At 68.8% G+C, this 25,200-nt stretch carries 21 protein-coding genes and 1 tRNA gene; 10 read left to right on the top strand and 12 right to left on the bottom strand.

All coding sequences use genetic code 11. From position 1 onward, the window contains the following. Positions 1–227 precede the first annotated feature (227 nt). The 3 genes from dapD to AB0I81_RS41795 all read right to left on the bottom strand — a co-directional run bounded on the left by dapD (position 228) and on the right by AB0I81_RS41795 (position 3,106). Positions 228–1,193 (bottom strand): 2,3,4,5-tetrahydropyridine-2,6-dicarboxylate N-succinyltransferase, encoded by a 966-nt coding sequence (gene dapD / locus AB0I81_RS41805; protein ID WP_360669425.1) that lies wholly within the window; start codon positions 1,191–1,193, stop codon positions 228–230. A gap of 321 nt (positions 1,194–1,514) precedes the next feature. Further along, complete coding sequence (locus tag AB0I81_RS41800; protein ID WP_360669422.1) at positions 1,515–1,937, bottom strand: pyridoxamine 5'-phosphate oxidase family protein; 423 nt, start codon at positions 1,935–1,937, stop codon at positions 1,515–1,517. 86 nt (positions 1,938–2,023) lie between these two features. Then, the gene (locus AB0I81_RS41795) at positions 2,024–3,106 is read right to left on the bottom strand and encodes a LysR family transcriptional regulator (RefSeq protein ID WP_360669419.1); all 1,083 of its coding nucleotides are present in this window, start codon (positions 3,104–3,106) and stop codon (positions 2,024–2,026) included. A 71-nt stretch (positions 3,107–3,177) separates the two neighbouring features. On the opposite strand from AB0I81_RS41795, the gene AB0I81_RS41790 reads away from it, so the two are divergent. Further along, complete coding sequence (locus tag AB0I81_RS41790; RefSeq protein ID WP_360669416.1) at positions 3,178–3,930, top strand: SDR family oxidoreductase; 753 nt, start codon at positions 3,178–3,180, stop codon at positions 3,928–3,930. Between the two features lie 12 nt (positions 3,931–3,942). Here AB0I81_RS41790 and AB0I81_RS41785 read toward each other — a convergent pair whose 3' ends face one another. Then, the gene (locus AB0I81_RS41785) at positions 3,943–4,713 is read right to left on the bottom strand and encodes a helix-turn-helix domain-containing protein (RefSeq protein ID WP_360669413.1); all 771 of its coding nucleotides are present in this window, start codon (positions 4,711–4,713) and stop codon (positions 3,943–3,945) included. A 60-nt stretch (positions 4,714–4,773) separates the two neighbouring features. Continuing rightward, a tRNA-Leu gene (locus AB0I81_RS41780) sits at positions 4,774–4,849 on the bottom strand. 116 nt (positions 4,850–4,965) lie between these two features. On the opposite strand from AB0I81_RS41780, the gene AB0I81_RS41775 reads away from it, so the two are divergent. The 3 genes from AB0I81_RS41775 to AB0I81_RS41765 all read left to right on the top strand — a co-directional run bounded on the left by AB0I81_RS41775 (position 4,966) and on the right by AB0I81_RS41765 (position 8,570). Beyond that, positions 4,966–5,550: a response regulator gene (locus AB0I81_RS41775; RefSeq protein ID WP_360669410.1), complete on the top strand. Its 585-nt coding sequence runs from the start codon at positions 4,966–4,968 to the stop codon at positions 5,548–5,550. Between the two features lie 153 nt (positions 5,551–5,703). Next, positions 5,704–7,035, top strand: a complete 1,332-nt coding sequence (locus AB0I81_RS41770; protein WP_360669407.1) for an ABC transporter substrate-binding protein — start codon at positions 5,704–5,706, stop codon at positions 7,033–7,035. 233 nt (positions 7,036–7,268) lie between these two features. Then, positions 7,269–8,570, top strand: coding sequence for an ABC transporter substrate-binding protein (locus AB0I81_RS41765; RefSeq protein WP_360669404.1), 1,302 nt, complete (start codon positions 7,269–7,271; stop codon positions 8,568–8,570). On the opposite strand, the gene AB0I81_RS41760 is transcribed toward AB0I81_RS41765, so the two are convergent. Beyond that, entirely contained in the window at positions 8,567–9,256 is a 690-nt protein-coding gene (locus AB0I81_RS41760; protein WP_360669401.1) for a hypothetical protein, read from the bottom strand. The two genes, AB0I81_RS41765 and AB0I81_RS41760, sit on opposite strands and share 4 nt — an antisense overlap. Before the next feature lie 341 nt (positions 9,257–9,597). On the opposite strand from AB0I81_RS41760, the gene AB0I81_RS41755 reads away from it, so the two are divergent. Beyond that, entirely contained in the window at positions 9,598–10,890 is a 1,293-nt protein-coding gene (locus tag AB0I81_RS41755; protein ID WP_360669398.1) for an ABC transporter substrate-binding protein, read from the top strand. 78 nt (positions 10,891–10,968) lie between these two features. Here AB0I81_RS41755 and AB0I81_RS41750 read toward each other — a convergent pair whose 3' ends face one another. The 6 genes from AB0I81_RS41750 to AB0I81_RS41725 form a co-directional block, all read right to left on the bottom strand. Then, complete coding sequence (locus AB0I81_RS41750; protein WP_360669395.1) at positions 10,969–11,370, bottom strand: hypothetical protein; 402 nt, start codon at positions 11,368–11,370, stop codon at positions 10,969–10,971. Positions 11,371–11,433: 63 nt separating this feature from the next. Next, entirely contained in the window at positions 11,434–12,186 is a 753-nt protein-coding gene (locus AB0I81_RS41745; RefSeq protein ID WP_360669719.1) for an ABC transporter ATP-binding protein, read from the bottom strand. Between the two features lie 47 nt (positions 12,187–12,233). Next, on the bottom strand, positions 12,234–13,214 hold the full coding sequence (locus tag AB0I81_RS41740) for an ABC transporter ATP-binding protein (RefSeq protein WP_360669392.1): 981 nt from the start codon (positions 13,212–13,214) through the stop codon (positions 12,234–12,236). Continuing rightward, positions 13,204–14,202, bottom strand: a complete 999-nt coding sequence (locus AB0I81_RS41735) for a branched-chain amino acid ABC transporter permease (RefSeq protein WP_360669389.1) — start codon at positions 14,200–14,202, stop codon at positions 13,204–13,206. The genes AB0I81_RS41740 and AB0I81_RS41735 overlap by 11 nt, the downstream gene beginning before the upstream one ends. Before the next feature lie 16 nt (positions 14,203–14,218). Further along, complete coding sequence (locus tag AB0I81_RS41730; RefSeq protein WP_360669386.1) at positions 14,219–15,514, bottom strand: branched-chain amino acid ABC transporter permease; 1,296 nt, start codon at positions 15,512–15,514, stop codon at positions 14,219–14,221. A 437-nt stretch (positions 15,515–15,951) separates the two neighbouring features. Continuing rightward, on the bottom strand, positions 15,952–16,323 hold the full coding sequence (locus AB0I81_RS41725; RefSeq protein WP_360669716.1) for a hotdog fold thioesterase: 372 nt from the start codon (positions 16,321–16,323) through the stop codon (positions 15,952–15,954). Positions 16,324–16,439: 116 nt separating this feature from the next. On the opposite strand from AB0I81_RS41725, the gene polA reads away from it, so the two are divergent. From polA to AB0I81_RS41700, 5 genes are all read left to right on the top strand, one after another. Continuing rightward, positions 16,440–19,130: a DNA polymerase I gene (gene polA, locus AB0I81_RS41720; protein WP_360669383.1), complete on the top strand. Its 2,691-nt coding sequence runs from the start codon at positions 16,440–16,442 to the stop codon at positions 19,128–19,130. Between the two features lie 260 nt (positions 19,131–19,390). Beyond that, on the top strand, positions 19,391–20,503 hold the full coding sequence (locus AB0I81_RS41715) for a polysaccharide deacetylase family protein (RefSeq protein ID WP_360669380.1): 1,113 nt from the start codon (positions 19,391–19,393) through the stop codon (positions 20,501–20,503). A gap of 192 nt (positions 20,504–20,695) precedes the next feature. After that, positions 20,696–22,183, top strand: a complete 1,488-nt coding sequence (rpsA, locus tag AB0I81_RS41710; RefSeq protein ID WP_360669377.1) for a 30S ribosomal protein S1 — start codon at positions 20,696–20,698, stop codon at positions 22,181–22,183. Positions 22,184–22,374: 191 nt separating this feature from the next. Further along, entirely contained in the window at positions 22,375–23,508 is a 1,134-nt protein-coding gene (locus tag AB0I81_RS41705; RefSeq protein ID WP_360669374.1) for an epoxide hydrolase family protein, read from the top strand. Positions 23,509–23,614: 106 nt separating this feature from the next. Then, positions 23,615–25,186, top strand: a complete 1,572-nt coding sequence (locus AB0I81_RS41700) for an alpha/beta hydrolase (protein ID WP_360669371.1) — start codon at positions 23,615–23,617, stop codon at positions 25,184–25,186. The last annotated feature ends 14 nt before the right edge of the window (positions 25,187–25,200 follow it).

Genomic DNA, 25,200 nt, shown 5'->3' with positions numbered 1-25,200 from the left:
CCGATCACGCGGCGGCGCTCCGATGAGCCCGGATACGGCGACGAGCCCGGATAGGGCGGTGGGCTCTGATACGGCGATGGGCCCGGATACGGCGATGGGCCCGGATACGGCGATGGGCCCGGATACGGCGATGGGGCAGCGTTCGTTACCACGCTGCCCCATCCGTGTTTGTTGGTTTGTTTGTTCGTTTGTGGGCCTGACCGAAAGGGCAGGTCGTGGGCGTTGCGTCAGTTGGCGTGTAGGGCGGCGTTCAGTTCGATGCCGTTGCCCTTGCGGGGGAGTGCCTCCACGGCGCCGGACTGCGAGTTGCGGCGCAGCAGGATGCCGTTGGAGCCCGACAGCTCGGCCGCCTTGACGACCTTGCCGTCCGGCAGAAGGACCCGCGTGCCCGCCGTCACGTACAGGCCCGCCTCCACCACGCAGTCGTCGCCCAGCGAGATGCCCAGGCCCGAGTTCGCGCCCAGCAGGCAGCGCTCGCCGATCGAGATGACCTGCTTGCCGCCGCCCGACAGCGTCCCCATGATCGAGGCGCCGCCGCCGACGTCGGAGTGGTCGCCGACGACCACGCCCGCCGAGACCCGGCCCTCGATCATCGCCGAGCCCAGGGTGCCGGCGTTGAAGTTCACGAAGCCCTCGTGCATGACCGTCGTGCCCTCGGCCAGGTGGGCGCCCAGCCGTACCCGGTCGGCGTCGGCGATCCGCACGCCCGACGGCAGCACGTAGTCCACCATGCGCGGGAACTTGTCCACCCCGTACACCGCCACCGGCCCCTTCGCCCGCAGTCGCAGCCGCGTGCGCTCGAAGTCCGGCACCGGGCACGGCCCGTAGTTCGTCCACACCACGTTGGCCAGCAGCCCGAACTGACCGTCCAGGTTAGCCCCGTGGGGCCGGATCAGCCGCGAGGAGAGCAGGTGCAGGCGCAGCCAGACGTCGTGCGTGTCCGCCGGCGGCTCGGAGAGGTCGGCGATACCGGTCCGCACCGCCACGACCTCCACACCCCGCGCCGGGTCCGGGCCGACCAACTCGGCCAGCTCGCCGGCCTCCTCCGCGGAGAGCCGCTGCGTGCCCTTCACGGGCGGGGCGCCCAGTTCGGGCGCGGGGAACCAGGTGTCGAGTACGGTGCCGTCGGCGGCAATGGTCGCGAGGCCGGTGCCGAAGGCGCCGGTCGTCGGAGCGGGATCGATAGCAGTCACGAGCCCAAAACTACCGTTCCACAGCTCACCCCCGAGCCCTCAGACTCGCCTTCGATGGCCACTCCGCCCCCTCAGGCCCTCCTTCGACGGTAGCCTCGCGTCCTCTGATCCGCCGTGGGCAGTCACCCCGAGTCCTCAGGTCCTCCTTCGGGCGGTCTCCCCGAGTCCTCAGAACCGCCTATCGGGCGGTCTCCCCGAGCCCTCTGATCCGCCTATTGGGCGGTCACCCTGAGTCCTCAGAACCGCCTTCGGTGGTCAGCCCAGCGCTCCCAAGTCCGCCTTCGATGGTCAGCCCAGGGCTCCCAGGCCCGCCTTTGGCGGTCAGCCCAGCGCTCCCAAGTCCGCCGACAGCCAGTGCTCCGGCCGCATCCTGAACGTCACGAGCGCGTTGAGATCCGAGCCCTGCACATATCCCGACACGGCGTCCGGCGGCAGGTAACGGCCCGAGATGCGCGTCAGGTCCTCCAGCGTCGTCGGCCCCGACCGCACCACGGGACCCTCCACGGACACGTACCGGTAGGTCGGGCTGACCCGCTGCACCAGCACCGAGAACCGGCCGGCCTTCCCGATCAGCCGGGCCTTGCGCGAGTCGCCGTCGGTCAGGAACCGCAGCTCGCCGCCGGGGCTGTAGTCGTACCAAACCGGCACGGTCAGTGGCGCGCGGCCCTCGCCGGCCTCCACGGCCAGGCTCGCGATGTGCGACTCCGCCAGGAACGCCTCCCGCGCCGCAACACTCAACGCCATCCCGCCCACCCCCGTCCTCATCGATCTTGAAACGCATATTCCCGGTGGGAGCGATCCCGAAAAGTCCCCACGTGCGAGGGCACCTTCTACGCGGGGGCGCGCGCCCCGTCCGAAGCGCGTTCCGCGACCTCCACCGCAGTACGCACGAACGCCGCCAGCGCCCGCGACCGCGTCGACTCGTCCCACGCCAGCACCACAGTCGTCGGCTCCCCATCGATCACCGGGACACACACCAGATCCCGCCGCACCTGATCCTTGACCGACTCCGGCGCCACCACCACCAGCCGCCCCAGCGCGACGAGCTGCATGAGCGTCGCCGGCTCCCAGCTCTCAGGAGCCGCCGCATTCGAGACCCCAGAAGCCACCGAGCCCGAGACTCCAGAAGCCACCGAGCCCGAGATCCCGGGAGCCACCGAGCCCGGGACCCCAGAAGCAGCCGAGGCGGACACTCGAGGAGTAGCCGGAGGGGACATCCCAGGAGTTGCCGGAGCGGATCCCCGAGAAGGCGCAGGAGCGGACACCCTGGGAGTCACCGAGGCGGAGGCCCAGGAAGCGGCCGGAGCCGAGGCCCCGGAAAGCGTGCTGGGCCAGTGGGGCGTCGGGTCGGCCTCCAGGTCGGCCAGGCGGACGAAGTCCCTGCCCGCCAGCGCATGCCCGGCCGACACGACCGCCACCCGGCTCTCCACCCGCAGAGGCTCCCAATCAAACCCCGTAAGGTCCTCATACGGGCTGTGCAGGAACGCCGCGTCCGCCGTACCGTCACGCAGCAGCCGCGCCCGCTCCGCCACCCCGCACAGCGCCAGCTCCACCTCCACAGCGTCGGGACGGCCGCAGTAGGCGGCCAGAATGTCCGGCAGCAGCCCGCCGTCGCCGCCCGGCTTGAGCGCCACCACCAGCCGCGGCTCGATCAGCCCCGCCCGCCGCGTACGCGCGGTCGCGGCGGCCACCGCGTCGAGGATCCTGGCCGCCTCTCCGGCCAGCACCTCACCGGCCGGCGTCAACGACACCCCACGGCCGGACCGGTCGAACAGGCGCACCCCGAGCCGCCGCTCCAGCTTCTGAATGGCCCTGGACAGCGGTGGTTGCGCCATGCCCAGCCGCGCCGCCGCCCGCCCGAAGTTCAGCTCCTCCGCCACGGCCGCGAAATAGGTCAGCTCGCGCGTCTCCATACTCACAGGGTATTGCCCGCGACCCACCCGGTGTTGGCCCGGCAGACCCGCCCGATGATGTGCTTCCAGACATGACCGACAACACCACCGCCCTGGTGACCGGGGCCAACAAGGGCATCGGCTACGAGATCGCCGCCGGCCTCGCAGCCAGAGGCATGACCGTCCTGCTCGGCTGCCGCGACCACACCCGCGGCGAACAGGCCGCCACCCGCCTTCGCGAACAGGCCGCTACCGGCCCGCACGCGCAGATCATCGACGTACGCCCGATCGTCCTCGACGTCACCGACCCCGCCACCATCGAGGCCGCCGCCGCCTCCCTCACCCGCCTGGACGTGCTCGTCAACAACGCCGGCATCTCGGGCCCCACGATCGACCCGCCCAGCGCCATGGCGGCACAGACCGTCCGCGAGGTGTTCGAGACCAACGTCATCGGCGTCCTCATGGTCACCAACGCCATGCTCCCCCTGCTCAGACGCTCACCCGCCCCCCGCATCGTGAACGTCTCCAGCGGCGTCGGCTCCCTCGCCCACCACACCGACCCCAACCACTACATGTCCGCCCTCCCGCCCACCGCCGCCTACCCGATCTCCAAGACCGCGCTCAACTCCCTGACCGTCCAGTACGCCAAGGAACTGCGCAAGGACGGCATCCTCGTCAACGCCGCCGCCCCAGGCGCCTGCGCCACCGACTTCACCAAGGACCTCCCCCTCACCATCACCCGCACGGCCGCCGACGGCGCGGCCATTATCGTCCACCTGGCCACCCTGGGACCCGACGGCCCAACGGGCGGCTTCTTCGACGACGCCGGCCCCGTGCCCTGGTAACAGCCCTCGTGGTCAGTACTTCGGCCCCACATGACGGTCGAGCAACTCCACGGCCTCCCGCCTGGCGACCGACAACTCGTTCCGCTTGTTGAACCGCCAGGCGACACCGAGCAAGTCGAGAGCTTGGCCGCACAGGGCGAGGATGTCGGAGGACTCGTTCTTGAAGAGGTAGCGAGGGTATTCGTACCAGCGGACGCCGCTGGGAAGGACATGGCGGACCCGGTTGAGCCCTCGGTAGCCGTCCGAGTGCATCAGGCCTCTCACGAGCCGCCCGGGGTGGGCTGAGACGATCTCGCGCTGCCATGGTTCGAGCTGGATCGCGCGGTCATGCTTCTTGCCTGGACCGTGTTGGGGAAAGAGATGCCGCCAGTGCTTGGAGTAGGAGTTGACGTCCTTGTATCCCTGTCTCTGGATCACGCGGACCTTGTTGGTCGGCCGGACGGCCTGAAGTGCTTCGACGCATTCCTGTACGAGGCCGGGCCAGTCGTCGGCGCAGGCGATCCGCAGGGCCCAAACCTGCTTCGCACGGTCGCCGACCCAGCAGATGCATCCGTCACCGAGATAAAGGCCCAGCAGGTAGGCATAACTTTCGGCTGGGGCAGGGGAACGGGGTCTGGACGCGCAGCGTGGGCAGGTGCCGGTCATCGGGGACAGGTGATCAGGCTGGTCGCGCCAGCGGCGGATGGTGGCCGGGGTAGGGCCGGTCTGGCGGCTGGCCTCACTGATGCTGAGTCCCGAGGCGAGCAGGCGAAGCGCTTGGTCACGTACCGCGAGATCATACATGCGGAGAGTGTCGCACTCGGGTACGACAAAACCGCCTGGCGAGCAGGCCAGGCGGTTTGTTGGTGCCCCGGGTGGGATTCGAACCCACACTGTGCGGGTTTTGAATCCGCTTTCTCTGCCGTTGGAATACCGAGGCTGACGTCCGCAAATGTCCAGACTTGTGACGTTGCACCTACTCGAATCCTAGCCCAACCTGGGGGCGACTCGATCCGGCGTGGATCTAATCTACCGGACGTCTGTACTCTTCTGCTCGTGAGTACGCAGCGGCGAGTAGTGATCGCGGAAGACGAGGCCCTGATCCGCCTCGACCTCAAGGAGATGCTTGAGGAGGACGGCTACGTCGTCGTGGGCGAGGCCGGTGATGGTGAGCAGGCGATCCGGCTGGCCGCCGACCTGAGGCCCGATCTGGTGATCCTGGATGTCAAGATGCCGGTGCTCGACGGCATCTCGGCGGCCGAGCGGATCGTGGCCGAGCGGATCGCCCCCTGCCTGATCCTGACCGCCTTCTCCCAGCGTGACCTGGTCGAGCGGGCCAGGGACGCGGGGGCGATGGCCTATCTGGTCAAGCCGTTCACCAAGGCGGATCTGGTGCCGGCGATCGAGATGGCGGTGAGCAGGCACGAGGAGATGGTCGCGCTGGCGGCCGAGGTGTCGAGCCTGTCGGAGCGGCTGGAGACGAGGAAGCTGGTGGAGCGGGCCAAGGGGCAGTTGATGGCCCAGCACGGCTGGACGGAGCCGCAGGCGTTCCGGTGGATCCAGAAGGCGTCGATGGACCGGCGGCTGAGCATGCGTGAAGTTGCTCAGATCGTTATAGATGACGCGGCGGAGCGATCCTGAAAAAGGCGTATATCAGGTGATTTGACCCGGTGGGTTGTGGTGCGGTCACGGCTGGGCATCCAACCGGTTTCGGGTGCTTACGTGGCTGGCGTCCCGGCGCGTAACTGATGGGCGGACGGAAGGTTCGCTCATCTTCGATCGGAGACGCTTTCCATGATCCGTGTTTTTCGTGCCCGCGCCCCGTTCGCCGCCCCGTTCACCGCCCCGCTCGCCGTCCCGCTCACTGTCACGGTCGCGTGCGTGGCGCTGGTGGCGTGTGGCTCCGGCGGCACCACCAACCCCGGTGCCACGAGCTCCGCCTCGGCGTCGCCGTCCGCTCCCGCGGCCCAGCGTGGGGACGGCACGCTGACGATCGGCACGCTGCTGCCGCAGACGGGGTCGCTGGCGTATCTGGGGCCGCCCATGTTCGGGGGCGCCGACCTGGCGCTCAAGGAGATCAACGAGGCCGGCGGCGTGCTGGGCAAGCCCGTGGTCGAGCACGACACCGACTCCGGTGACACGTCCACGAACATCGCCTCGCAGTCGACGGACAAGCTGCTGGCGCAGAAGGTGGACGCGATCGTCGGGGCGGCGTCCTCGTCGGTGTCGGAGTCGGTGATCGACAAGATCACGAGGGCGGGGGTGGTGCAGTTCTCGCCGGCCAACACCTCCGACAAGTTCACCACGATCGAGGACAAGGGCCTGTACTTCCGTACGGCGCCGCCGGACAGGCTGCAGGGGCGGGTCCTGGGTGACCTGGTCGTGTCCGAGGGCAGCGACACGGTGGGGATCCTGGCGCTGCAGGACGCCTACGGCTCCGGCCTGGCCGACCAGGTGACGCAGACGGCCGAGGCGGGGGGCGCCAGCGTCGTGGAGCGGGTGGACTACGACCCCAAGGCCGCCGACTTCTCGGCCGACGTGGCCAAGATCAAGGCCAAGAACCCGAAGGCGATCGTGCTGATCGGCTTCGAGGAGACCGCCAAGGTGGTGCAGGAGCTGGTCAAACAGGGGCTGACCAGCGACAAGCACAAGTGGTACATGGTGGACGGCAACATGTCGAACTCCAACTTCGTGCAGTCGCCGAAGGGCACGATGGACGGGGTCAAGGGCACGATGCCGGGTGCGGAGGCGCCCGCGGCGTTCCAGAAGCGGTTGCTGTCGGTGAACCCGGAGCTGACCGAGTACACCTACGGGGCCGAGTCGTACGACGCCGTGACGCTCATCGCGCTGGCCGCGGAGGCCGCCAAGGACGACAGTGGCGCGTCCATCGCCGCCAAGCTGGTGGAGGTGAGCAAGGGCGGCGAGAAGTGCAAGGGCTTCAAGGAGTGCGCCGACCTTCTCAGGGCCGGTCAGGACATCGACTACGAGGGTGTCAGCGGTCCGGTGGACTTCAACGACGCGGGGGACCCGTCGGTCGCGACGATCGGGGTCTACCAGTACGGGGCCGACAACCGGTTCAACGCCGCCAAGGCGGTCGAATATCGCACGGGGAAGATCGCCGGCTGATCCTCCCCGGCGCCATTTTCAGCCCTGGTCCGGATATTTCGGGCCGGGGCTTCCTCAAAGGATGAGATGTCCGTAACTCTGATGAAACGTATCATTACTATGGGTGTTTGGGACATCACAAGTCAGTATAAAAGCCGCGTAAGAACTCCCCTTGCTCAGGCCGGAGAGGCAAGCTGAGCTTGGAAAACCGGCGAAGGCGACCGTCTCCTTCGCCGAGATAGGGGAGTCTGTTTATGAACCGTATTGCTCCGGTGGGACGTGTGCTGGCCGTCGCGGCCGCGGCGAGTCTGGCCCTGACGGCCTGTGGCGGCGGTGGCGACACGGCCGGGCAGGAGCCCGCCTCCGCCGCGCCGTCCACGGCGGCCTCCTCGGCGCCGGCGGCCGAGGGCGACGGCAAGCTGACCCTTGGCACGGTCCTGCCGCAGACCGGTTCGCTGGCGTATCTGGGACCGCCCGAGTTCGCCGGCGTGGACCAGGCGGTCAAGGAGATCAACGAGGCCGGCGGGGTGCTCGGCCAGCCGGTCGAGAAGGTTCACACGGACTCGGGCGACACGACCACGAACATCGCCTCGCAGTCGGTGGACAAGCTGCTGCAGCAGAAGGCCGACGCCATCATCGGCGCGGCGTCCTCGTCGGTGTCGGAGTCGATCGTCGACAAGATCACGGGTGCGGGCGTGGTGCAGTTCTCGCCGGCCAACACCTCCGACAAGTTCTCCACGATCGAGGACAAGGGCCTGTACTTCCGTACGGCGCCGCCGGACAAGCTGCAGGGCCGTGTCCTGGGCGACGTCATCGCGGCCGACGGCAACGACACCGTCGGGATCCTGGCGATGCAGGACTCCTACGGCTCCGGCCTGGCCGACCAGGTGACGCAGACGGCCGAGGGGGCCGGCGCCAGCATCGTGGAACGGGTCGACTACGACCCGAAGGCGGCCGACTTCTCCGCCGACGTGGCCAAGATCAAGGCCAAGAACCCGAAGGCGATCGTGCTGATCGGCTTCGAGGAGGGCGCCAAGGTCGTGGCCGAGCTGGTCAAGCAGGGCCTGACGGCGGACAAGGTCAAGTGGTACATGGTCGACGGCAACATGTCGAACAGCAACTACAAGGACATGCCCAAGGGCACGCTCAAGGGCGTCAAGGGCACGATCCCCGGAGCCGAGGCGCCCACCGCCTTCAGGGAGAAGCTCACCAAGCTCAACCCGAAGCTCGACGACTTCACCTACTCCGCCGAGTCCTATGACGCGGCCAACCTGATCGCCCTGGCGGCCGAGGCGGCCAAGGACGACAGCGGCGCGTCGATCGCCGCCAAGCTGGCGGAGGTGAGCAAGGGCGGCGAGAAGTGCAAGAACTTCAAGGAGTGCGCCGACCTGCTGAAGGAGGGCAAGGACATCGACTACGACGGGATCAGCGGCCCGGTCGAGTTCGATGACAAGGGCGACCCGTCGGTGGCCACGATCGGCGTCTACCAGTACGGCGACGACAACAAGTACCCGGGCAAGGCCCTGGAGTACCGCTCCGGCAAGATCGAGGGCTAACCCGTGCCGCGGCAGGCGCGCAGCGCGTAGTCGATGAGGCTGTCCTGCCGCGGCTTGGGCGGGGTCACGATCACCACCCGCTCCTCACCCCCGTCGATGGTGGCCCGCACCGGGAACAGGAAGGCCTTCTTGGCCTCGGCGAAGGCGTGCGCGTCGCAGCGGGCGGGGGTGAGCTCGACGGGCACCTCCAGCCGCTGCGCGCCGGCCGCCAGCGTGGCGAGCGGCCGGCCCTCGCCGGTGGCCATGTAGTGCGTGGTGCCGCCGATGTCGTTCAGCGTCACCACGCCGGGCCCGCGCCGGGTGAGCAGCAGACTGCCCCGCATGACCTTGCCCGACTCCTTCCACTCCGGGCCGAACTCGATGCTCACGGCCTGCTTGATGAGGAATTCCGAGCACTCGTCGCGCAGCAGTCTGGCCAGCAGCGGGTCGGGGTGCGGCACCTGGAAGACCACCCTGCGTGGCTGCTCCGAGCCGGCGCCGACGTGGGCCACGACGGTCGCGGGCCGCACCTCGGGCAGGCCCTGGGGGGAGCAGTTGGCGGCGCCGTACGGGATCTGCAGGTCCGTGCGCTCGGTCTTCCCGATGACGGAGCCGGACCGTTCCGGCGGCAGCGTTTTGAAGGACGGCGTGACAAGCTGGACGTCGGCGAAATAAACCGGTGTTTCACTAGTATTTCGGACAGCCACTTGAAGCGCGTGAACCGGTTCGTCCGAACGCCATTGGGCCAGTGAGACCGACACTCCGGGCGGCGGTCCGGCCTGCGGCGGAGCGGGCGGCTCCGGCGAACTGCAACCCGCGGCGAGTACGGCGGACGCGGCGAGGACGGTAATGCGCTTCATCCGTCGCACATTAAGCGTCCCCGCGCAGGTCCCGTAAGTTGAGGAGTGATTACGACTCCGCATCCAAGTGCCGACAGTTCCCCGGGGGACCTGGTTGGAGCACGCGCCGATTTTGTACGTTTCCGCTATTCGATCGGGAACGCTCGGCGGTGCTGACGGATCCCGGCCTGGAATGAAGGAGACACTTCATGATCCGCATTGCTCCCGTGGGACGGGCGCTGGCTGTCGTGGCTGCCACCAGCCTGGCCCTGACAGCCTGCGGTGGTGGCGGTGACACCGCCACGCAGACTTCCCAGAGTGCCGCGCCCGCCTCGTCCGCTCCGGCGGCCAAGGGCGACGGCACGCTCACCCTCGGCACGCTGCTGCCCCAGACCGGTTCGCTGGCGTTCCTCGGCCCGCCCGAGTTCGCGGGGGTCGACCTGGCCCTCAAGGAGATCAACGAGGCCGGCGGCGTGCTCGGCAAGCCCGTGGTCAAGCACGACACCGACTCCGGTGACACGACCACGAACATCGCCTCGCAGTCGGTGGACAAGCTGCTGCAGCAGAAGGCCGACGCCATCATCGGCGCGGCGTCCTCGTCGGTGTCGGAGTCGGTGATCGACAAGATCACGGGTGCGGGCGTGGTGCACTTCTCGCCGGCCAACACCTCCGACAAGTTCACCACGATCGAGGACAAGGGCCTGTACTTCCGTACGGCGCCGCCGGACAAGCTCCAGGGCCGCGTCCTGGGTGACCTGATCGTGGCCGACGGCAACGACACGGTCGGCATCATGGCCATGCAGGACGCCTACGGCACCGGCCTGGCCGACCAGGTCCAGAAGACGGTCACCGAGGGTGGCGGCGAAGTGGTCGAGCGCGTCGACTACGACCCGAAGGCGGCCGACTTCTCCGCCGACATCACCAAGATCAAGGCCAAGAACCCCAAGGGCATCGTGCTGATCGGCTTCGAGGAGACCGCCAAGGTCGTCCAGGAGCTGATCAAGCAGGGCATGCCGGCCAGTAAGCACAAGTGGTACATGGTCGACGGCAACATGTCGAACACCAACTACAAGGACATGCCCAAGGGCACCCTCACCGGCGTCAAGGGCACCTACCCCGGCGCCGCCTCCTCCGAGGAGTTCCGCCAGAAGCTGCTCGACATCAACTCCAAGCTCGAGGACTTCACCTACGCCCCCGAGTCCTACGACGCCGCCAACCTGATCGCGCTGGCCGCCGAGGCCGCCAAGAGCGACGCGGGCACGGACATCGCGGCCAAGCTGGCCGAGGTCAGCAAGGGCGGCGAGAAGTGCACCAACTTCAAGCAGTGCGTCGATCTGCTGAAGGCCGGCACGGACGTCGACTACGAGGGCATCAGCGGCCCGGTCGAGTTCAACGAGGCCGGTGACCCTGCGGTCGCCACCATCGGCATCTACGAGTACAAGAGCGACAACACCTACCCGGTCAAGGCGCTGGAGTACCGCACCGGCAACATCAGCGGCTGAACGAGCACGACGGACAAGAGGGGCCCGTCCGCCACGGCCGGGCCCCTCCCGCTGTTCGCACTCCGCCACACCCTCCCGCTATTCGCACTCCGCCACGATGTGGTCGGCGGCGACGCGGTACTGCTTGAGCAACTCCACCTGCCGCTGCCTGGGCACGTCGCCCTTGGACAGGGCCGAGGCGGTGCTCTTGACGGTTTCGGCGCTCTCCCTCAACGAGCCGGGCAGCCGGCCGCCGAACTCGCTGGTGATGCCGTAGACCTCCGCCAGGCGGCTGATGACGGCGTCCTCGAAGTTCTGCCGCTCCTCCTGGCCCTTCGGCTCCAGCATGAGGCCCGCGTACCCGATGGAGGAGACCACGCGGGCGCACGGGCTGTCGGTGGGATCGCCGCCGGTGCTGTACTTCTCCGCGGAGGAGGCGCCGTTCTGGCAACCGACGAGCAGGACGGGCAGCATGAGCGCGACTGTCGCTGAACGTTTCACACCGCTCATTAAAGAACGGAGAAGGGGCCCCGAGGCAGGCCCCTTCTCCGTTTTTGTGGTGCTTTACGCCTTGGCCAGCGTCCCGAGGTACAGCTCGATGACCTTGGGGTCGTCGGCAAGCTGGCGTCCGGTGCCGGTGTAGGCGTTGCGGCCCTGGTCCAGGACGTAGCCGCGGTGGCAGATCTGCAGGCAGCGCCGCGCGTTCTGCTCCACCATGATCACGGTCACGCCGGCCTTGTTGATCTGCTGGGCCTGGATGAACACCAGGTCCTGCAGCTTGGGCGACAGACCGGCCGACGGCTCGTCGAGCAGCAGCACCGACGGCTCGGTCATGAGGGCCCTGGCCATCGCGACCATCTGCCGCTCACCGCCCGACAGGGAGCCGGCGCGCTGCTTGCGCCGCTCCTTGAGCGCGGGGAACAACTCGGCCACGAACTCGAAGCGCTCCTTGAACTTCCCCGGCACCTGGAAGGCGCCCATCTCCAGGTTCTCCTCGATGGTGAGGCTGGGGAAGACGTTGTTGTTCTGCGGCACGTAGCCGACGCCTCGGGCGACCAGCGAGTGCGCCTTCATGTTCGTGATGTTCTCACCCTTGAGCAGCACCTGGCCGCTGCGGATGTTGACCAGCCCGAACATGGCCTTGAGCAGGGTCGACTTGCCGGCGCCGTTGGGGCCGATGATGCCGATCAGCTCGCCGTCCTTCACGTACAGGTCGGAGCTGTTGAGGATGTTGACGCCGGGCAGGTAGCCGGCGATCAGCTCGTCGCAGCGCAGCACCGCGTCCTGGGCGCCCTCCAGGTGGGCGGTACGGTCGATGACGGCGGCCTTGGACTGGGCCGGCCCGGCCGGCCGTTCGTCGGCGCTCACTTCTGCCTCTCCTCTGTGGTCTCTGGCTCGGGCTCGGGGGCACTGCCCTCGGCCTCCTGGATCTCCGCCTCCAGAGCCGCCTCGGCCTCGTGGAGCTGGGCCTCCAGCTCGCTCTCCGACAGCGGCGCGTCGTGGTGGGCGCCCAGGTAGGCGTCGATCACGCGCTCGTCGGACATGATCGTCGAGGGCGGCCCCTCGGCGATGACCGCTCCCTGGGCCATGACGATCACCCAGTCGCTGATGTCGCGGACCATGTCCATGTCGTGCTCCACGAACAGCACGGTCATGCCCTGGTCGCGCAGGTCCTTGACGTGGCCGAGCAGCGACTGCGTCAGGGCCGGGTTCACCCCGGCCATCGGCTCGTCGAGCATGACCAGCTCGGGCTGGACCATCAGCGCGCGGGCCATCTCCAGCAGCTTGCGCTGCCCGCCGGACAACGAACCGGCGAAGTCGTCGCGCTTGGCGTCGAGCTTGAACCGTTCGAGCAGTACCTCGGCCCTGGCGGTGATCTCGTCCTCCTGGCCGCGCCACAGGGCCGGGAAGAGCGCCTGGACGAAGTTCTCGCCCTTCTGGCGCTGGGCGCCCAGGCGCATGTTCTCCAGCACCGTCAGGCGCGACAGCGCCTTGGTGAGCTGGAACGTGCGCACCATCCCGGAACGTGCCACCTTGTGCGCCGGCACGCCGTTCATGGTCCGCCCGTTGAACGTCCACGACCCCGAGTCGGCCGTGTCGAAGCCGGTGAGCTGGTTGAAGAACGTGGTCTTGCCCGCGCCGTTGGGGCCGATCAGCGCGGTGATGGAGCCGCGCTGGATCTCGACGTGGTTCACCTCGACGGCGGTCAGGCCGCCGAAGCGGCGCACCACGTTGTCCACCACGAGGATCGGGTCCGGCTTGGGCACGCCGGGCTCGCGGTCCAAATCCTGGAAGGCGGCCAGTGCGGCGGCCTTGCTGTGGGTCGTTACGGTCTCAGCGCGCATCGATTGCTATCTCCCTCTTGTCACCGAAGATGCCCTGTGGCCGGAAGATGAGCAACAGGATGAGGCCCAGGCCCACGAAGACGTAGCGCATGGCGCCGGCCTGAGTGGTGTCCAGGAACGTGATGACGCCGGCCCCGACGGCCTCGGCGAGCAGGCCGTTGAGCAGGACGAGCAGCACCCAGAACAACATCGCCCCGACGACGGGGGCCATCACGCGGGCGGCGCCGCCCAGGATGACCATCGTGTACAGGAAGAAGGTGGTCTCGGTGCCGAAGACGTCCGGCTGCACCGAGCCGTAGGCCAGGCCGTAGATGAAGCCGCCCAGACAGCCGATGACGCCGCCCAGGACGAGCGACTGCATCTTGTACGAGAAGACGTTCTTGCCCAGGCTGCGTACCGCGTCCTCGTCCTCGCGGATGGCCTTGAGCACCCGGCCCCACGGGCTCTTCATCAGCAGGTAGACGATGAAGCAGCACAGCGCGATCAGCAACCAGCCGACGGTCAGCACCCACATCGAGCGGTTGTTGAAGAACAGCGGCACGGGCCCGAGGTTGAAGCCGTAGTCACCCTCGGGATAGGGGTTGAGCGCGTAGAAGCCGTCGGTGAAGCCGCGCTGCCCGTCGGAGCCGCCGAAGATGCTCTTGAACTGCACCGAGCGGAAGATGAGGCGGACGATCTCGGCCGCCGCGATGGTGACGATGGCGAGATAGTCGGCGCGCAGTTGCAGGGTCGGGATGCCCAGCAGGATCGCCAGGACCACCGCCGCGGCGAGGCCGACGATGATGCCGATCCAGAACGGCATGCCCATGACGGTGACCATGACGGCCAGGCCGTAGCCGGCCACGCCCATGAAGGCGGCCTGGCCGAAGTTGAGCAGGCCGGTGTAGCCGAAGTGGATGTTGATGCCGATGGCGGCGAGCGCGTACAGCACCGTCTCGACGCCGACCGCCGACTTGATGGTGGTGCTGAAGATCGTGATCCAGTCCATTCTGATCCTCCCCCGATCAGCCGATCCGCTCGCGGCGGCCGAGAATGCCCTGCGGCCGGACGAGGAGCACGATGATGAGCACTGCCAGCGCGCCGACGCTCTTGAGCTCCGGCGGCACCCACAGGGTCGAGACCTGGATGAACAGGCCGACCACGAGCGAGCCCACGAGGGCGCCGAAGGCGGTGCCCAGGCCGCCCAGCGTCACGCCGGCGAAGATGAGCAGCAGGATGTCCTGGCCCATGGTGAACTTCAGGTTCTGCGAGAGGCCGAGCATGATTCCGGCCAGCGCGGCGATGGCGGCGCCCACCGTCCAGATGATTCTGATGACCCGGTCGACGTTGATGCCGGACGAGGCCGCCAGCGCGGGGTTGTCGGCCACGGCGCGGGCCGCCTTGCCGGTGCGGGTGCGCAGGAGGGCCAGGCCGACGATGATCAGTACGGCGAGCTCGATGCCCATGGCCACGAAGTTCTTGGGGGCGGCCGAGATGGGGCCGACCTGGACGCCGGGCTGGGCGGTGTACTGCGCGAACGCCTCGGTCTGGGCGCCGAAGAGGATCTGGATGACGTACCGGAGGAAGATCGCCACGCCGATCGAGATGATCATCATGGCGATCGTGCCGGTGCCGCGTCTGCGTAGCTGGCCCCAGAACAGGCGATCTTGCAGGTAGCCGAGTATTCCGGCGACGACGACGGCGATCGCCGCGGCCGGGATGAGATGCAGCCCGAATCCGACGTTGAAGGCGAAGGCCAGGACGGCGCCGAGCGTGACCAGCTCGCCGTGGGCGAAGTTGGTCAGGCCGGTGGTGCCGTAGATGAGCGACAGGCCCAGCGCCGCCAGGGCGATGATCAGGCCCAGGTTCAGGCCCTCGAACGTGAGCTGGGCGGCCTGGGTCCAGAACGTGCTCTGGCTGCTGCCGCCGCCGCCCTGCTCCTGCTCGCCCGGCGCGCCCTTGGGCTGCAGCGCGAACAGGACCGTGGAGCAGTTGCCCTCGTAGACCGTCGGGGTGCGGGAGTTGGTCCCGCCGCGCACCTCGGAGTTCTGCGGGAGGCTGCTGACATCCAGCGTGACCTTGTACTTACCTGGCTTGTCGACCTGTACGTCCCAGGCGCCTTGAGCGTTTGTGGTGACCGCTTCGACGGGTTGTCCGCTTTCGGTGGTCACGGCGATTTTTGCGCCGTTCACTGGCTGGCCTTGGAGTTTGAGTGTTCCCCTCAGTCCCTGGCAGTCGGCCGGCCCCGCGTGGGCCGGGCCGGCGAGCAGGAAGATGAGTCCACCCAGGAAGGCCGTGAACGCGATCACGGCTCTGCGCAATGGTGCTCCCTCAAAGTAGGTCAAGGCGGGGTTGTGCCCCTCCATCTCGACACGCGCGCATCGCAGGCACAACTGGGATGCAATGGCGGGAGCCTATTCCGGGGACGCCCGGTTCAGTATCGTTCGTCACCAATTAGTGACATGTGTGTGTCACTCATGTGAGGAATCAACAAGCCAGGTCAGGGGCTAAATCCGGGTAGACGCCTGGCGCTTCGAGGAACGAACCGATAACGATCGCCGAAATCATGTGACGAGCCCGCGGGGACGGCCTTTGGGACCATGTAAGGCTCCCCTGCCGTATGCGGGAGTTCCCCGCGCACGAGGGGGCCGAACACGTTTTCTACTGGGCCTCCCCGCGGGCTCTGTTCGGACCACCGTAGCGATCCGCGGGGCCGGTGCGCAAAGGGTCGGCGAAAGTGACGGAAGCGACTTCCGGGTCAGCGGTCGCGCAACATGCACGTGAGCCTGGAGGTGCACACGCGCCGCCCCTGCTCATCGGTGATCTCGATGTCGTACGTCGCCAAAGTGCGGCCCCCGTGCGACCTTGTCGCGACCCCCGTGACGTAACCCGAGGTCGCCGGGCGATGGTGGCTGGCGCTGATCTCGATCCCCACGGCGATGCGCTCGCGGCCGGCGTGGATGGCCGCCCCCACCGAGCCCAGCGTCTCGGCGAGCACCACCGACGCCCCGCCGTGCAGCAGCCCGTACGGCTGCGTGTTGCCCTCCACCGGCATCCGGCCCACGACCCGCTCCGGGCTCGCCTCCAGGAACTCGATGCCCATCCGGTCGGCCAGCGTGCCCACGTGCATCTCGCCGAACACTTTGACGTCCGGTACGGGGCCTGGGGGGTTGGACTGCGTCAAAGGGACGTCTCCACTCTTCCGAGCTCGGGTTTTCTGTCGCAGACGCAGACTAGGCTGCGTACGTGCCGAAGAGTGAAGTGACCCCCAGCCGCCCGTGCCTGCTGCTGCTTGACGGGCATTCCCTGGCCTACCGCGCGTTCTACGCGCTCAAGGACGCCAACCTGATGACCACCGACGGTCAGCACACCGAGGCGGTCTACGGGTTCACCTCGATGCTGACCAACATCCTGCGCGATGAGCAGCCCACGCACGTCGCCGTGGCCTTCGACCGGTCCGAGCCGACCTTCCGCCACGAGGAGTACGCCGAGTACAAGGCCAACAGGAGCGAGACCCCGGAGGACTTCCGCGGTCAGATGCAGCTCATCTACGAGCTGCTCGACACGCTGCGCATCCCGCACCTGTCCAAGGCGGGCTTCGAGGCCGACGACCTCATCGCCACGCTGGCCACCCGCGCCGGCGATCAGGACATGAACGTCCTGATCGTCACCGGCGATCGCGACGCGCTGCAGTTGGTCAACGACAAGGTCACCGTCCTGATGACGCGGCGCGGCATCAGCGACATGACCAGGTTCACGCCCGAGGCCGTCGAGGAGAAGTACGGCCTGACCCCCGCCCAGTATCCCGACTTCGCCGCCCTGCGCGGCGACCCCAGCGACAACCTGCTGAGCATCCCCAGCGTGGGGGAGAAGACCGCCGCCAAGTGGGTGCGCGAGTTCGGCTCGCTGACCGCGCTGGTCGACCGGGTCGACGAGGTCAAGGGCAAGGTCGGCGACAAGCTGCGCGAGCACGTCGCCCAGGTGCTGATGAACCGCCGGCTCACCGAGCTGCTGCGCGATGTTCCCCTGGAGGTCGAGCTCGGCGACCTGACGCAGGGCGCGTGGGAGCGCGAGGAGATCAACAAGCTGTTCGACACCCTGCAGATCCGCGGCGAGCTGCGCGAGCGGGTGTTCAAGGTGCTCGGCACCGGCGAGCAGGAGCCCGAGCAGGGCTTCGAGGTCGAGACCGTGCTGCTCGGCCCCGACCGGGTGGCCGGCTGGCTGTCCGCGCTGCCCGAGGGCCGCGCCGGGCTCGCCTTCAAGGGCGCCTACGGCAGCGGCGTCGGCCGCATCGACGCCATCGCCATCGCCTCGCCCGACGGCACCGCCGCGCACATCGACCCCGTCAAGCTCACTGAGGACGACGAGGCGGCCCTGCGGGCCTGGCTGGGCGACGACGGCAGGCCCAAGGCCGTGCACGACGCCAAGGGGCCCATCCTGGCCCTCTGGGCGCAGGGCATGGAGCTGCGCGGGCTGAGCTGCGACACCGCCCTGGCCGCCTACCTGGCGATGCCGGGGCAGCGCACGTTCGCGCTCGAAGACCTGGCCAGGCGCTACCTCAACCGTGACCTGCGCGCCGAGGAGGAGCCCAGCGGGCAGGCGGCGCTGTTCGGCGACGACGAGGACGCCCCGGCCAAGGACCTCGCGCTGCGCGCCCACGCCGTGCGCGAGCTGGCGCAGGCCCTGGAGAGCTTCCTGGCCGGCCGCGGCGGCACCCAGCTCCTGGCCGACGTGGAGCTGCCGCTGCTGTCGGTGCTGGCCGAGCTGGAGCGGGCGGGCATCGCCGTGGACCGCGAGTACTTCGCCGGCCTGGAGGCCGAGTTCGGGGCCGCGGTCAAGCACGCCGTGGAGGAGGCGCACCGCGCGGTCGGCGAGCAGTTCAACCTGGGCTCGCCCAAGCAGCTCCAGGAGATCCTGTTCACCAAGCTCAACCTGCCCAAGACCAAGAAGATCAAGACCGGCTACAGCACCGACGCCGACCAGCTCGCCTGGCTCGCCACCCAGACCGAGCACGAGCTGCCCACGATCATGCTGCGCCACCGCGACCAGCAGAAGCTGCGTACCACCGTCGAGGGCCTGATCAAGGAGATCTCCGACGACGGGCGCATCCACACCACCTTCAACCAGATCATCGCCGCCACGGGCCGGCTGTCCTCCGAGAAGCCCAACCTGCAGAACATCCCGATCCGCACCGCCGAGGGCCGCCGCATCCGGCAGGGCTTCACGGTCGGCGCGGGCTACGAGACGCTGCTCACCGCCGACTACAGCCAGATCGAGCTGCGCATCATGGCCCACCTGTCGGGCGACGAGTCGCTGATCGCGGCGTTCGAGTCCGGCCACGACTTCCACCAGGCCACCGCGGCCCGCGTCTTCGACCTGCCGCCCGAGCAGATCGACGGCGAGCTGCGGGCCCGGATCAAGGCCATGAACTACGGCCTGGCCTACGGGCTGTCCGACTTCGGCCTGGCCACGCAGCTCAACATCGCGGTGTCGGAGGCGCGGGCGCTGAAGGAGGAGTACTTCCAGGAGTTCGGCGGTGTGCGCGACTTCCTCAACGCCATCGTCTCCCAGGCGCGCACCGACGGCTACACCGAGACGATCATGGGCCGCCGGCGCTACCTGCCCGACCTCACCAGCGACAACCGCCAGCGCCGCGAGATGGCCGAGCGGATGGCGCTCAACGCGCCGATCCAGGGCTCGGCCGCCGACATCATCAAGGTCGCCATGCTCAACGTGCGCCAGGCGCTCGGGGAGGAGGGGCTGGCCTCCAGGATGTTGCTGCAGGTGCACGACGAGCTGGTGTTCGAGGTGGCGGCGGGGGAGCTGGAGTTGTTGCGGCAGCTCGTGTGTGACCAGATGAACGCCGCCTACACGCTGCGCGTGCCGCTGGAGGTCTCCGTGGGCGTGGGCCGCACCTGGGAGGACGCCGGCCACTGACGCCGGCCACTGACGGCGGCTCCCTGACAGCGGGCGGGCCTGTACGGGCGACCGACGGCGGGTGGGCCGGTACGGGGGACCTGACGGCGGGTGAGCCGGCACGAGGGGGCTGATGGCGGGCGGGCGGCACGGGGGACCCGACGCTGGGTGGGCCGGCGCGAGGGGGCTGATGGTGGGTGGGCCGGCACGGGGGAAACGCCGTCCCCGTGCCGGTTCTGCACTAGCCTGGGACGGTCTTCACCCGAGCGGCCAGGAGTTTCGTGCGGACACCAGCAATCCTTCCGCGGATCATCGGCATAACGAACATCGTGGTGGTGGTGGCCGCGCTGGTCGGCCTGAGCGTTTTACCGGATGAGCCCCGGCCGCACGCCGGAGCCACGGAGAGCGCCGCTCCCGTGAAGAGCCCTGCGCCGGTGAAGAGTCCTCCGCCGCCCTCCCCGTCTCCCGTCGGGCTGCCGCCGGGGGTCGTGTCCACGCCCGACTTCGCCCGCCAGGTGCGCGCCAACGAGGCCGGGCTGGTGCCGATCCTGATGTACCACCGCATCCTCGCCAAGCGGCGCGCCTCGCTCGACCGCACGCCCGCCCAGCTCAGGAAGGAGCTGGAGAAGCTGGCCGAGCAGGGGTACGTGCCGATCACCGCCAGGGAGTTCGCCGCCGGTGACATTCATGTGCCGGCGGGGAAGTTCCCTGTGGTGCTGACGTTCGACGACGGGCATCCGAGTCATTTCGGGCTGGACTCCGGCGGCAACCCGGTGAAGGACACCGCCGTGGCCGTGATCCAGGAGGTGGCGGCCAAACATCCGGGCTTCCGGCCCGTGGCCACGTTCTGGGTCAACAGGGAGCCCTTCGGGCTGCGCGACCAGGGCTCCCAGGAGAGCGCCGTGCGGTGGCTGGCCGATCACGGGTACGAGGTGGCCAACCACACCTGGACCCACCCCAACTTGCGCATGCTCAAACGCAAGAAGGTCGCCGAGCAGATCGTCCGGGTCGAGCGGCTGCTCAAGAAGCTCGGCGTGCCGCCCTCCACGACCATGGCGCTGCCGTACGGATCGATGCCGCGCCCCAAGAAGGCCGCCAGGACCGGCTCCTGGGACGGCACCCGGTATGATTTCTCCGGCGTGTTCCTCGCCGGTGCCGAGCCTTCGCTTTCGCCCTACGCGAAAAAGTTCGACCGGGGGGCGATCCAGCGCATCCAGAGCAACGGCAAGAAGGGCGAGTGCCGCAAGTGGTGCTCGCAGTACTGGCTGGAATGGCTGGACAAGCACCCAGGTGAGCGCTATGTCAGCGACGGCGACCCGGAGCGGATCTCCCTGCCGGAGAAACTTCGGGGTAATATCGATGCCAAGCGAGGGCTGCAGGTCATCGCCTACTGATTCTTCCTTGGATTGACCCAGTGGCGAAGGTCTCATATGCTGATCGCTGCGCTGTGGGCTCGCGCGCGCCTCAGACGGAGCGGGCTCGCGCTCGGTCACGTCGATGTCGTAATTCCTCGGCTTGATGCGGAAGAGGGCCTGCCGCGCATCCGCCACATCGACATCCTGTCCGCGTTCGGAGCAATTCCACACATGACGTCCAGCACTGAGGCCACCTCGAGCACCCCGCAGGTAGCGGTCAACGACATCGGGTCCGAGGAAGCCTTCCTCGCGGCGATCGACGAGACCATCAAGTACTTCAACGACGGCGACATCGTCGAGGGCACCGTCGTCAAGGTCGATCGAGACGAGGTTCTTCTCGATATCGGCTACAAGACCGAGGGTGTCATCCCCTCGCGTGAGCTTTCCATTAAGCACGATGTCGATCCCGCTGACGTCGTGGAAGTCGGAGAGCACGTCGAAGCCCTGGTTCTCCAGAAGGAGGACAAGGAAGGGCGCCTGATCCTGTCCAAGAAGCGGGCTCAGTACGAGCGCGCCTGGGGCACGATCGAGAAGATCAAGGACGAGGACGGCATCGTCACCGGCACCGTCATCGAGGTCGTCAAGGGTGGTCTCATCCTCGACATCGGCCTGCGCGGGTTCCTCCCGGCGTCCCTGGTCGAGATGCGCCGGGTCCGCGACCTGCAGCCGTACGTCGGCCGCGAGCTCGAGGCGAAGATCATCGAGCTCGACAAGAACCGCAACAACGTGGTTCTGTCGCGCCGCGCCTGGCTTGAGCAGACGCAGTCCGAGGTCCGCCAGACCTTCCTCAACACCCTCCAGAAGGGCCAGGTCCGCAAGGGCGTCGTGTCCTCGATCGTCAACTTCGGTGCGTTCGTGGACCTCGGCGGCGTCGACGGACTGGTCCACGTGTCCGAGCTGTCCTGGAAGCACATCGACCACCCCTCCGAGGTTGTCGAGGTCGGCCAGGAGGTCACGGTCGAGGTCCTCGACGTCGACATGGAGCGCGAGCGCGTCTCCCTGTCGCTCAAGGCCACTCAGGAAGACCCGTGGCAGCAGTTCGCCCGCACCCACCAGATCGGCCAGGTCGTGCCGGGCCGCGTCACCAAGCTGGTGCCGTTCGGCGCGTTCGTCCGGGTCGAGGAGGGCATCGAGGGCCTGGTCCACATCTCCGAGCTGGCCGAGCGCCACGTGGAGATCCCGGAGCAGGTGGTCCAGGTCGGCGACGAGATCTTCGTCAAGATCATCGACATCGACCTCGACCGTCGCCGCATCAGCCTCTCGCTGAAGCAGGCCAACGAGGGCGTCGGCGCCGAGGTCGAGTTCGACCCGACCCTCTACGGCATGGCGGCCACGTACGACGACCAGGGCAACTACATCTACCCCGAGGGCTTCGACTCGGAGACCGGTGAGTGGCTCGAGGGCTTCGACAAGCAGCGTGAGGAGTGGGAGCGGCAGTACGCCGAGGCTCAGACCCGCTTCGAGGCGCACCGCAAGCAGATCGAGGAGGCTCGCAAGGCCGAGGCGGAGGCCGGCGAGGCCGCTCCCACGACCTACGCGGGCGAGACGCCGCCCCAGCAGGGTGGCAGCAGCTCCTCCTCGGCTCCGGCCAGCGGCGCGCTCGCCTCTGACGAGGCGCTCGCGGCTCTGCGTGAGAAGCTCGCGGGTGGCCAGAGCTGAGGTCCGTGAGGATCTTGGCCGCCTGAGACGCGGTTAGGTCGAAAGGCCCCGTACGGGATTCCCGTGCGGGGCCTTTCGTTGCCCGCTATCAGGGGGATTTTGAGGGCCCGTTTTCAGAGTTTGCGGCGGGTTCGTGTGGGCGTGGGTAATGCGGAAGGAAGCTTGCCGCATTGGGGCCTACGGTTCCTGGCATGGACGAGATCAAGCCTTTTCGCATCGACATCCCCCGGGCGGACCTGGACGAGCTGCGGGAGCGGCTGCGGCGTACCAGGTGGGCGGCGCAGTTGCCCGGCGGGTGGAGCAGGGGTGTGCCGGTGGCCTACCTGCGGGAGCTGGCCGCGTACTGGGCCGACGGGTTCGACTGGCGGGCGCAGGAGGCCAGGCTGAACGCCTTCCCGCAGTTCACCACCGCCATCGACGGGCAGCGGATCCACTTCCTGCACGTACGCTCGCCCGAGCGGGACGCCCTGCCCCTGATCCTCACGCACAGCTGGCCGAACACCGTCGCCGAGTTTCTCGACGTCATCGGGCCGCTCACCGACCCGCGCCGCCACGGGCTCGATCCGGATGTGGCCTTCCACGTGGTCGCCCCGTCACTGCCGGGGTTCGCCTTCTCGCCGTTCCCCGAGCCCGCCGACGAGCGGCCGTGGAGCGCCGACCGGGTGGCGCGTACGTGGGCCCGGCTGATGAGCGGCCTCGGGTACGCGCGTTACGGCGCGCACGGCAACGACGCGGGCGCCATCGTCACGCCCCGCCTGGCCGCGCTGGACAGCGAGCACGTGGTGGGCTCGCTCATCACCGCCGGTCTCGGCCTGCCCAAGGGCGAGCCCGGGGAGCTTGACGGGCTCGACGAGAAGGAGCTCGCCGAGCTGGAGGAGATGAGCGCGTGGATGGGCGAGGGCAGCGGGTACGGGCCCTACCTGGCCGCCAGGCCGCAGACCCTCGCGCATGGGTTCGCCGACTCGCCGGTGGCGCAGCTCGCCTATCTGGTGGAGCGGTTCAAGGAGTTCGACGGGTGGGGGTCGGGGGAGGAGCCCGTCGATCGGGACCTGGTGCTCACCAACGCCAGTCTGTACTGGCTGACGGGGACCGGCGGGTCGTCTTCCTGGACGTACTACGAGGGGGCGGCCGGGCTGCCCGTCAACCAGCGGGTGGTGCCGACGGGGGTGACGCATGGGGGGCCGGCAGTGATGCGGCGGCTCGCGGAGCGCGGCAACGACATCGTGTACTGGGGGCAGGCGCACAGCCCCAGCCACATGGTCGCGATGGCGGCGCCCGGGCCGCTGGTGGAGGGCATACGGGAGTTTTTCCGGATCATTCGCTGACGCGCCGGCAGATTTTACCTTTGGCCTTCGCAAGGCTCTGACCTGCGGGTTGCTTGCTGGGAGACTGGGCGGCGCCGATGATCGCGCGACTCCCAGGAGCAACGCAATGGGCATGGTTCAGCGGATGATCCAGACGGTGGCCGCCCTGACGGCGGTGATCGCCCCGGCCACCACTCCGGCCGCTTCGGGGGCTGTCGTGCGGGAGGGAGTGGCGTGGTGGGCGTGTGGGGATGGGCTGGAGTGCGGGAAGTTGTCCGTGCCCGTTGACTGGGCCAGGCCGCGCGGGCCCCGTACCGATGTCGATGTGGCCAGGATGGCGGCTCAGGACCCCGCCCGGAGTCTGGGTGCGCTGGTTGTGAACACCGGCGGAACCACGATCCAGGATGTGCGCGCCAGGCCCGACACCGTCAGCGAGCTCGCGCGATGGTTCGACGTGGTGTTCGTGGAGCCGCGTGGGATCGGTGACCGGGGGAGTGCCGCGATGGTGCGCTGCTCCGTGCCGCAGCCCGACCCCCGGCGGCTCCAGGTCGCCGCCGGACCGGCCGCATGGCGCAACCACGCCCGTGACAACGCCGCCTACGACCGCAGTTGCCGGATCGCCGCCGGGCCCGGTTACGCGGGCCTGACGTCCTGGCAGGTGGCCCACGACCTCGACGCCCTGCGCGCGGCGCTCGGCGAGGACCGGCTGCGCTACTTCGGCGACGGGTACGGGGCCGTGTACGGGCAGGCGTACCTGGAGTTGTTCCCGCGCCGCGCCGGGCGGATGTATCTGGAGGGGGTGCCCGACCACACCCAGCCCGGCCTGGGACGGCGGCTGATCGCCCAGGCCCGCGCGGCCGAACGGCAGCTGTCCGCCTTCCGCGACTGGTGTGCCGGGCGGATGGGCTGCCCCCTCGATGACGACGACGCCGTGTCGGTGCTCGACGACCTGCTCGAACGCGCGCCCTTGCCCGCCGGGCCCGGTCGCGCGCTGGACGAACGCCACATCGTGGCCGCCGTCCTGGCGGGGCTCGACCCGAGGCGCTGGCCTGAGCTGGCGCACGCCCTCGCGGCGGCCGGGGCGGGCGACGCGCGGGCACTGGCGGCGCTGGCGGCCGTGGCCCGGCCCGCAGGACCGGCGACGGTGACGGGGTCGCTGCTGTGCCACGACTTCATGCCGGCCGTTCCGGGTTACCGGCGCTTCCTGGCGATGGAGTCGCGCCTGCGCGAGGTGGCGCCGCGAGTGGGATGGCTGACCGGCCGGTACGAGGTCGGCCGCTGCCTCGGCCTGACCGCCCGCCCGTCCTGGGCACCCGGCGACGGACTCGCCGCGGCCCTCAGAGCGCCGGGGACCGACCAGAGGGCCCAAGCAAGCGCACGGGCAGGGCGAGGTGCGGAGGCAGGCGCTCGGGCAGGCAAGAGTGCTTCCAGGCGGGCGAGCGCGGGCAGGTACCCCGCCGTGCTGATCGGGATCGGGCGGTTGGACATTGACAGCCCGCCGTCTGGGGCCGCTCGGGTGGCGGCGCGGGTTCCCGGGGCGGCGGTGTTGTGGCACGGCGACGGGCATGGCGCGTACCTGATGCAGGGCGCCGGGAAGCTGCGCGCCACCTGCCTGCGCGCCCGCGTGCACGACTTCCTGGTCAACGGCACCCGGCCGGCCGCCCGTACGCGCTGCCCGGGAGAACTGACGGCCTCCTGAGATACAGTGCTGCG

The sequence above is a fragment of the Nonomuraea sp. NPDC050404 genome, assembly GCF_040655495.1.
Taxonomy (GTDB): Bacteria; Actinomycetota; Actinomycetes; order Streptosporangiales; family Streptosporangiaceae; genus Nonomuraea.
This window is presented reverse-complemented; position numbering and strand designations above follow the sequence as displayed.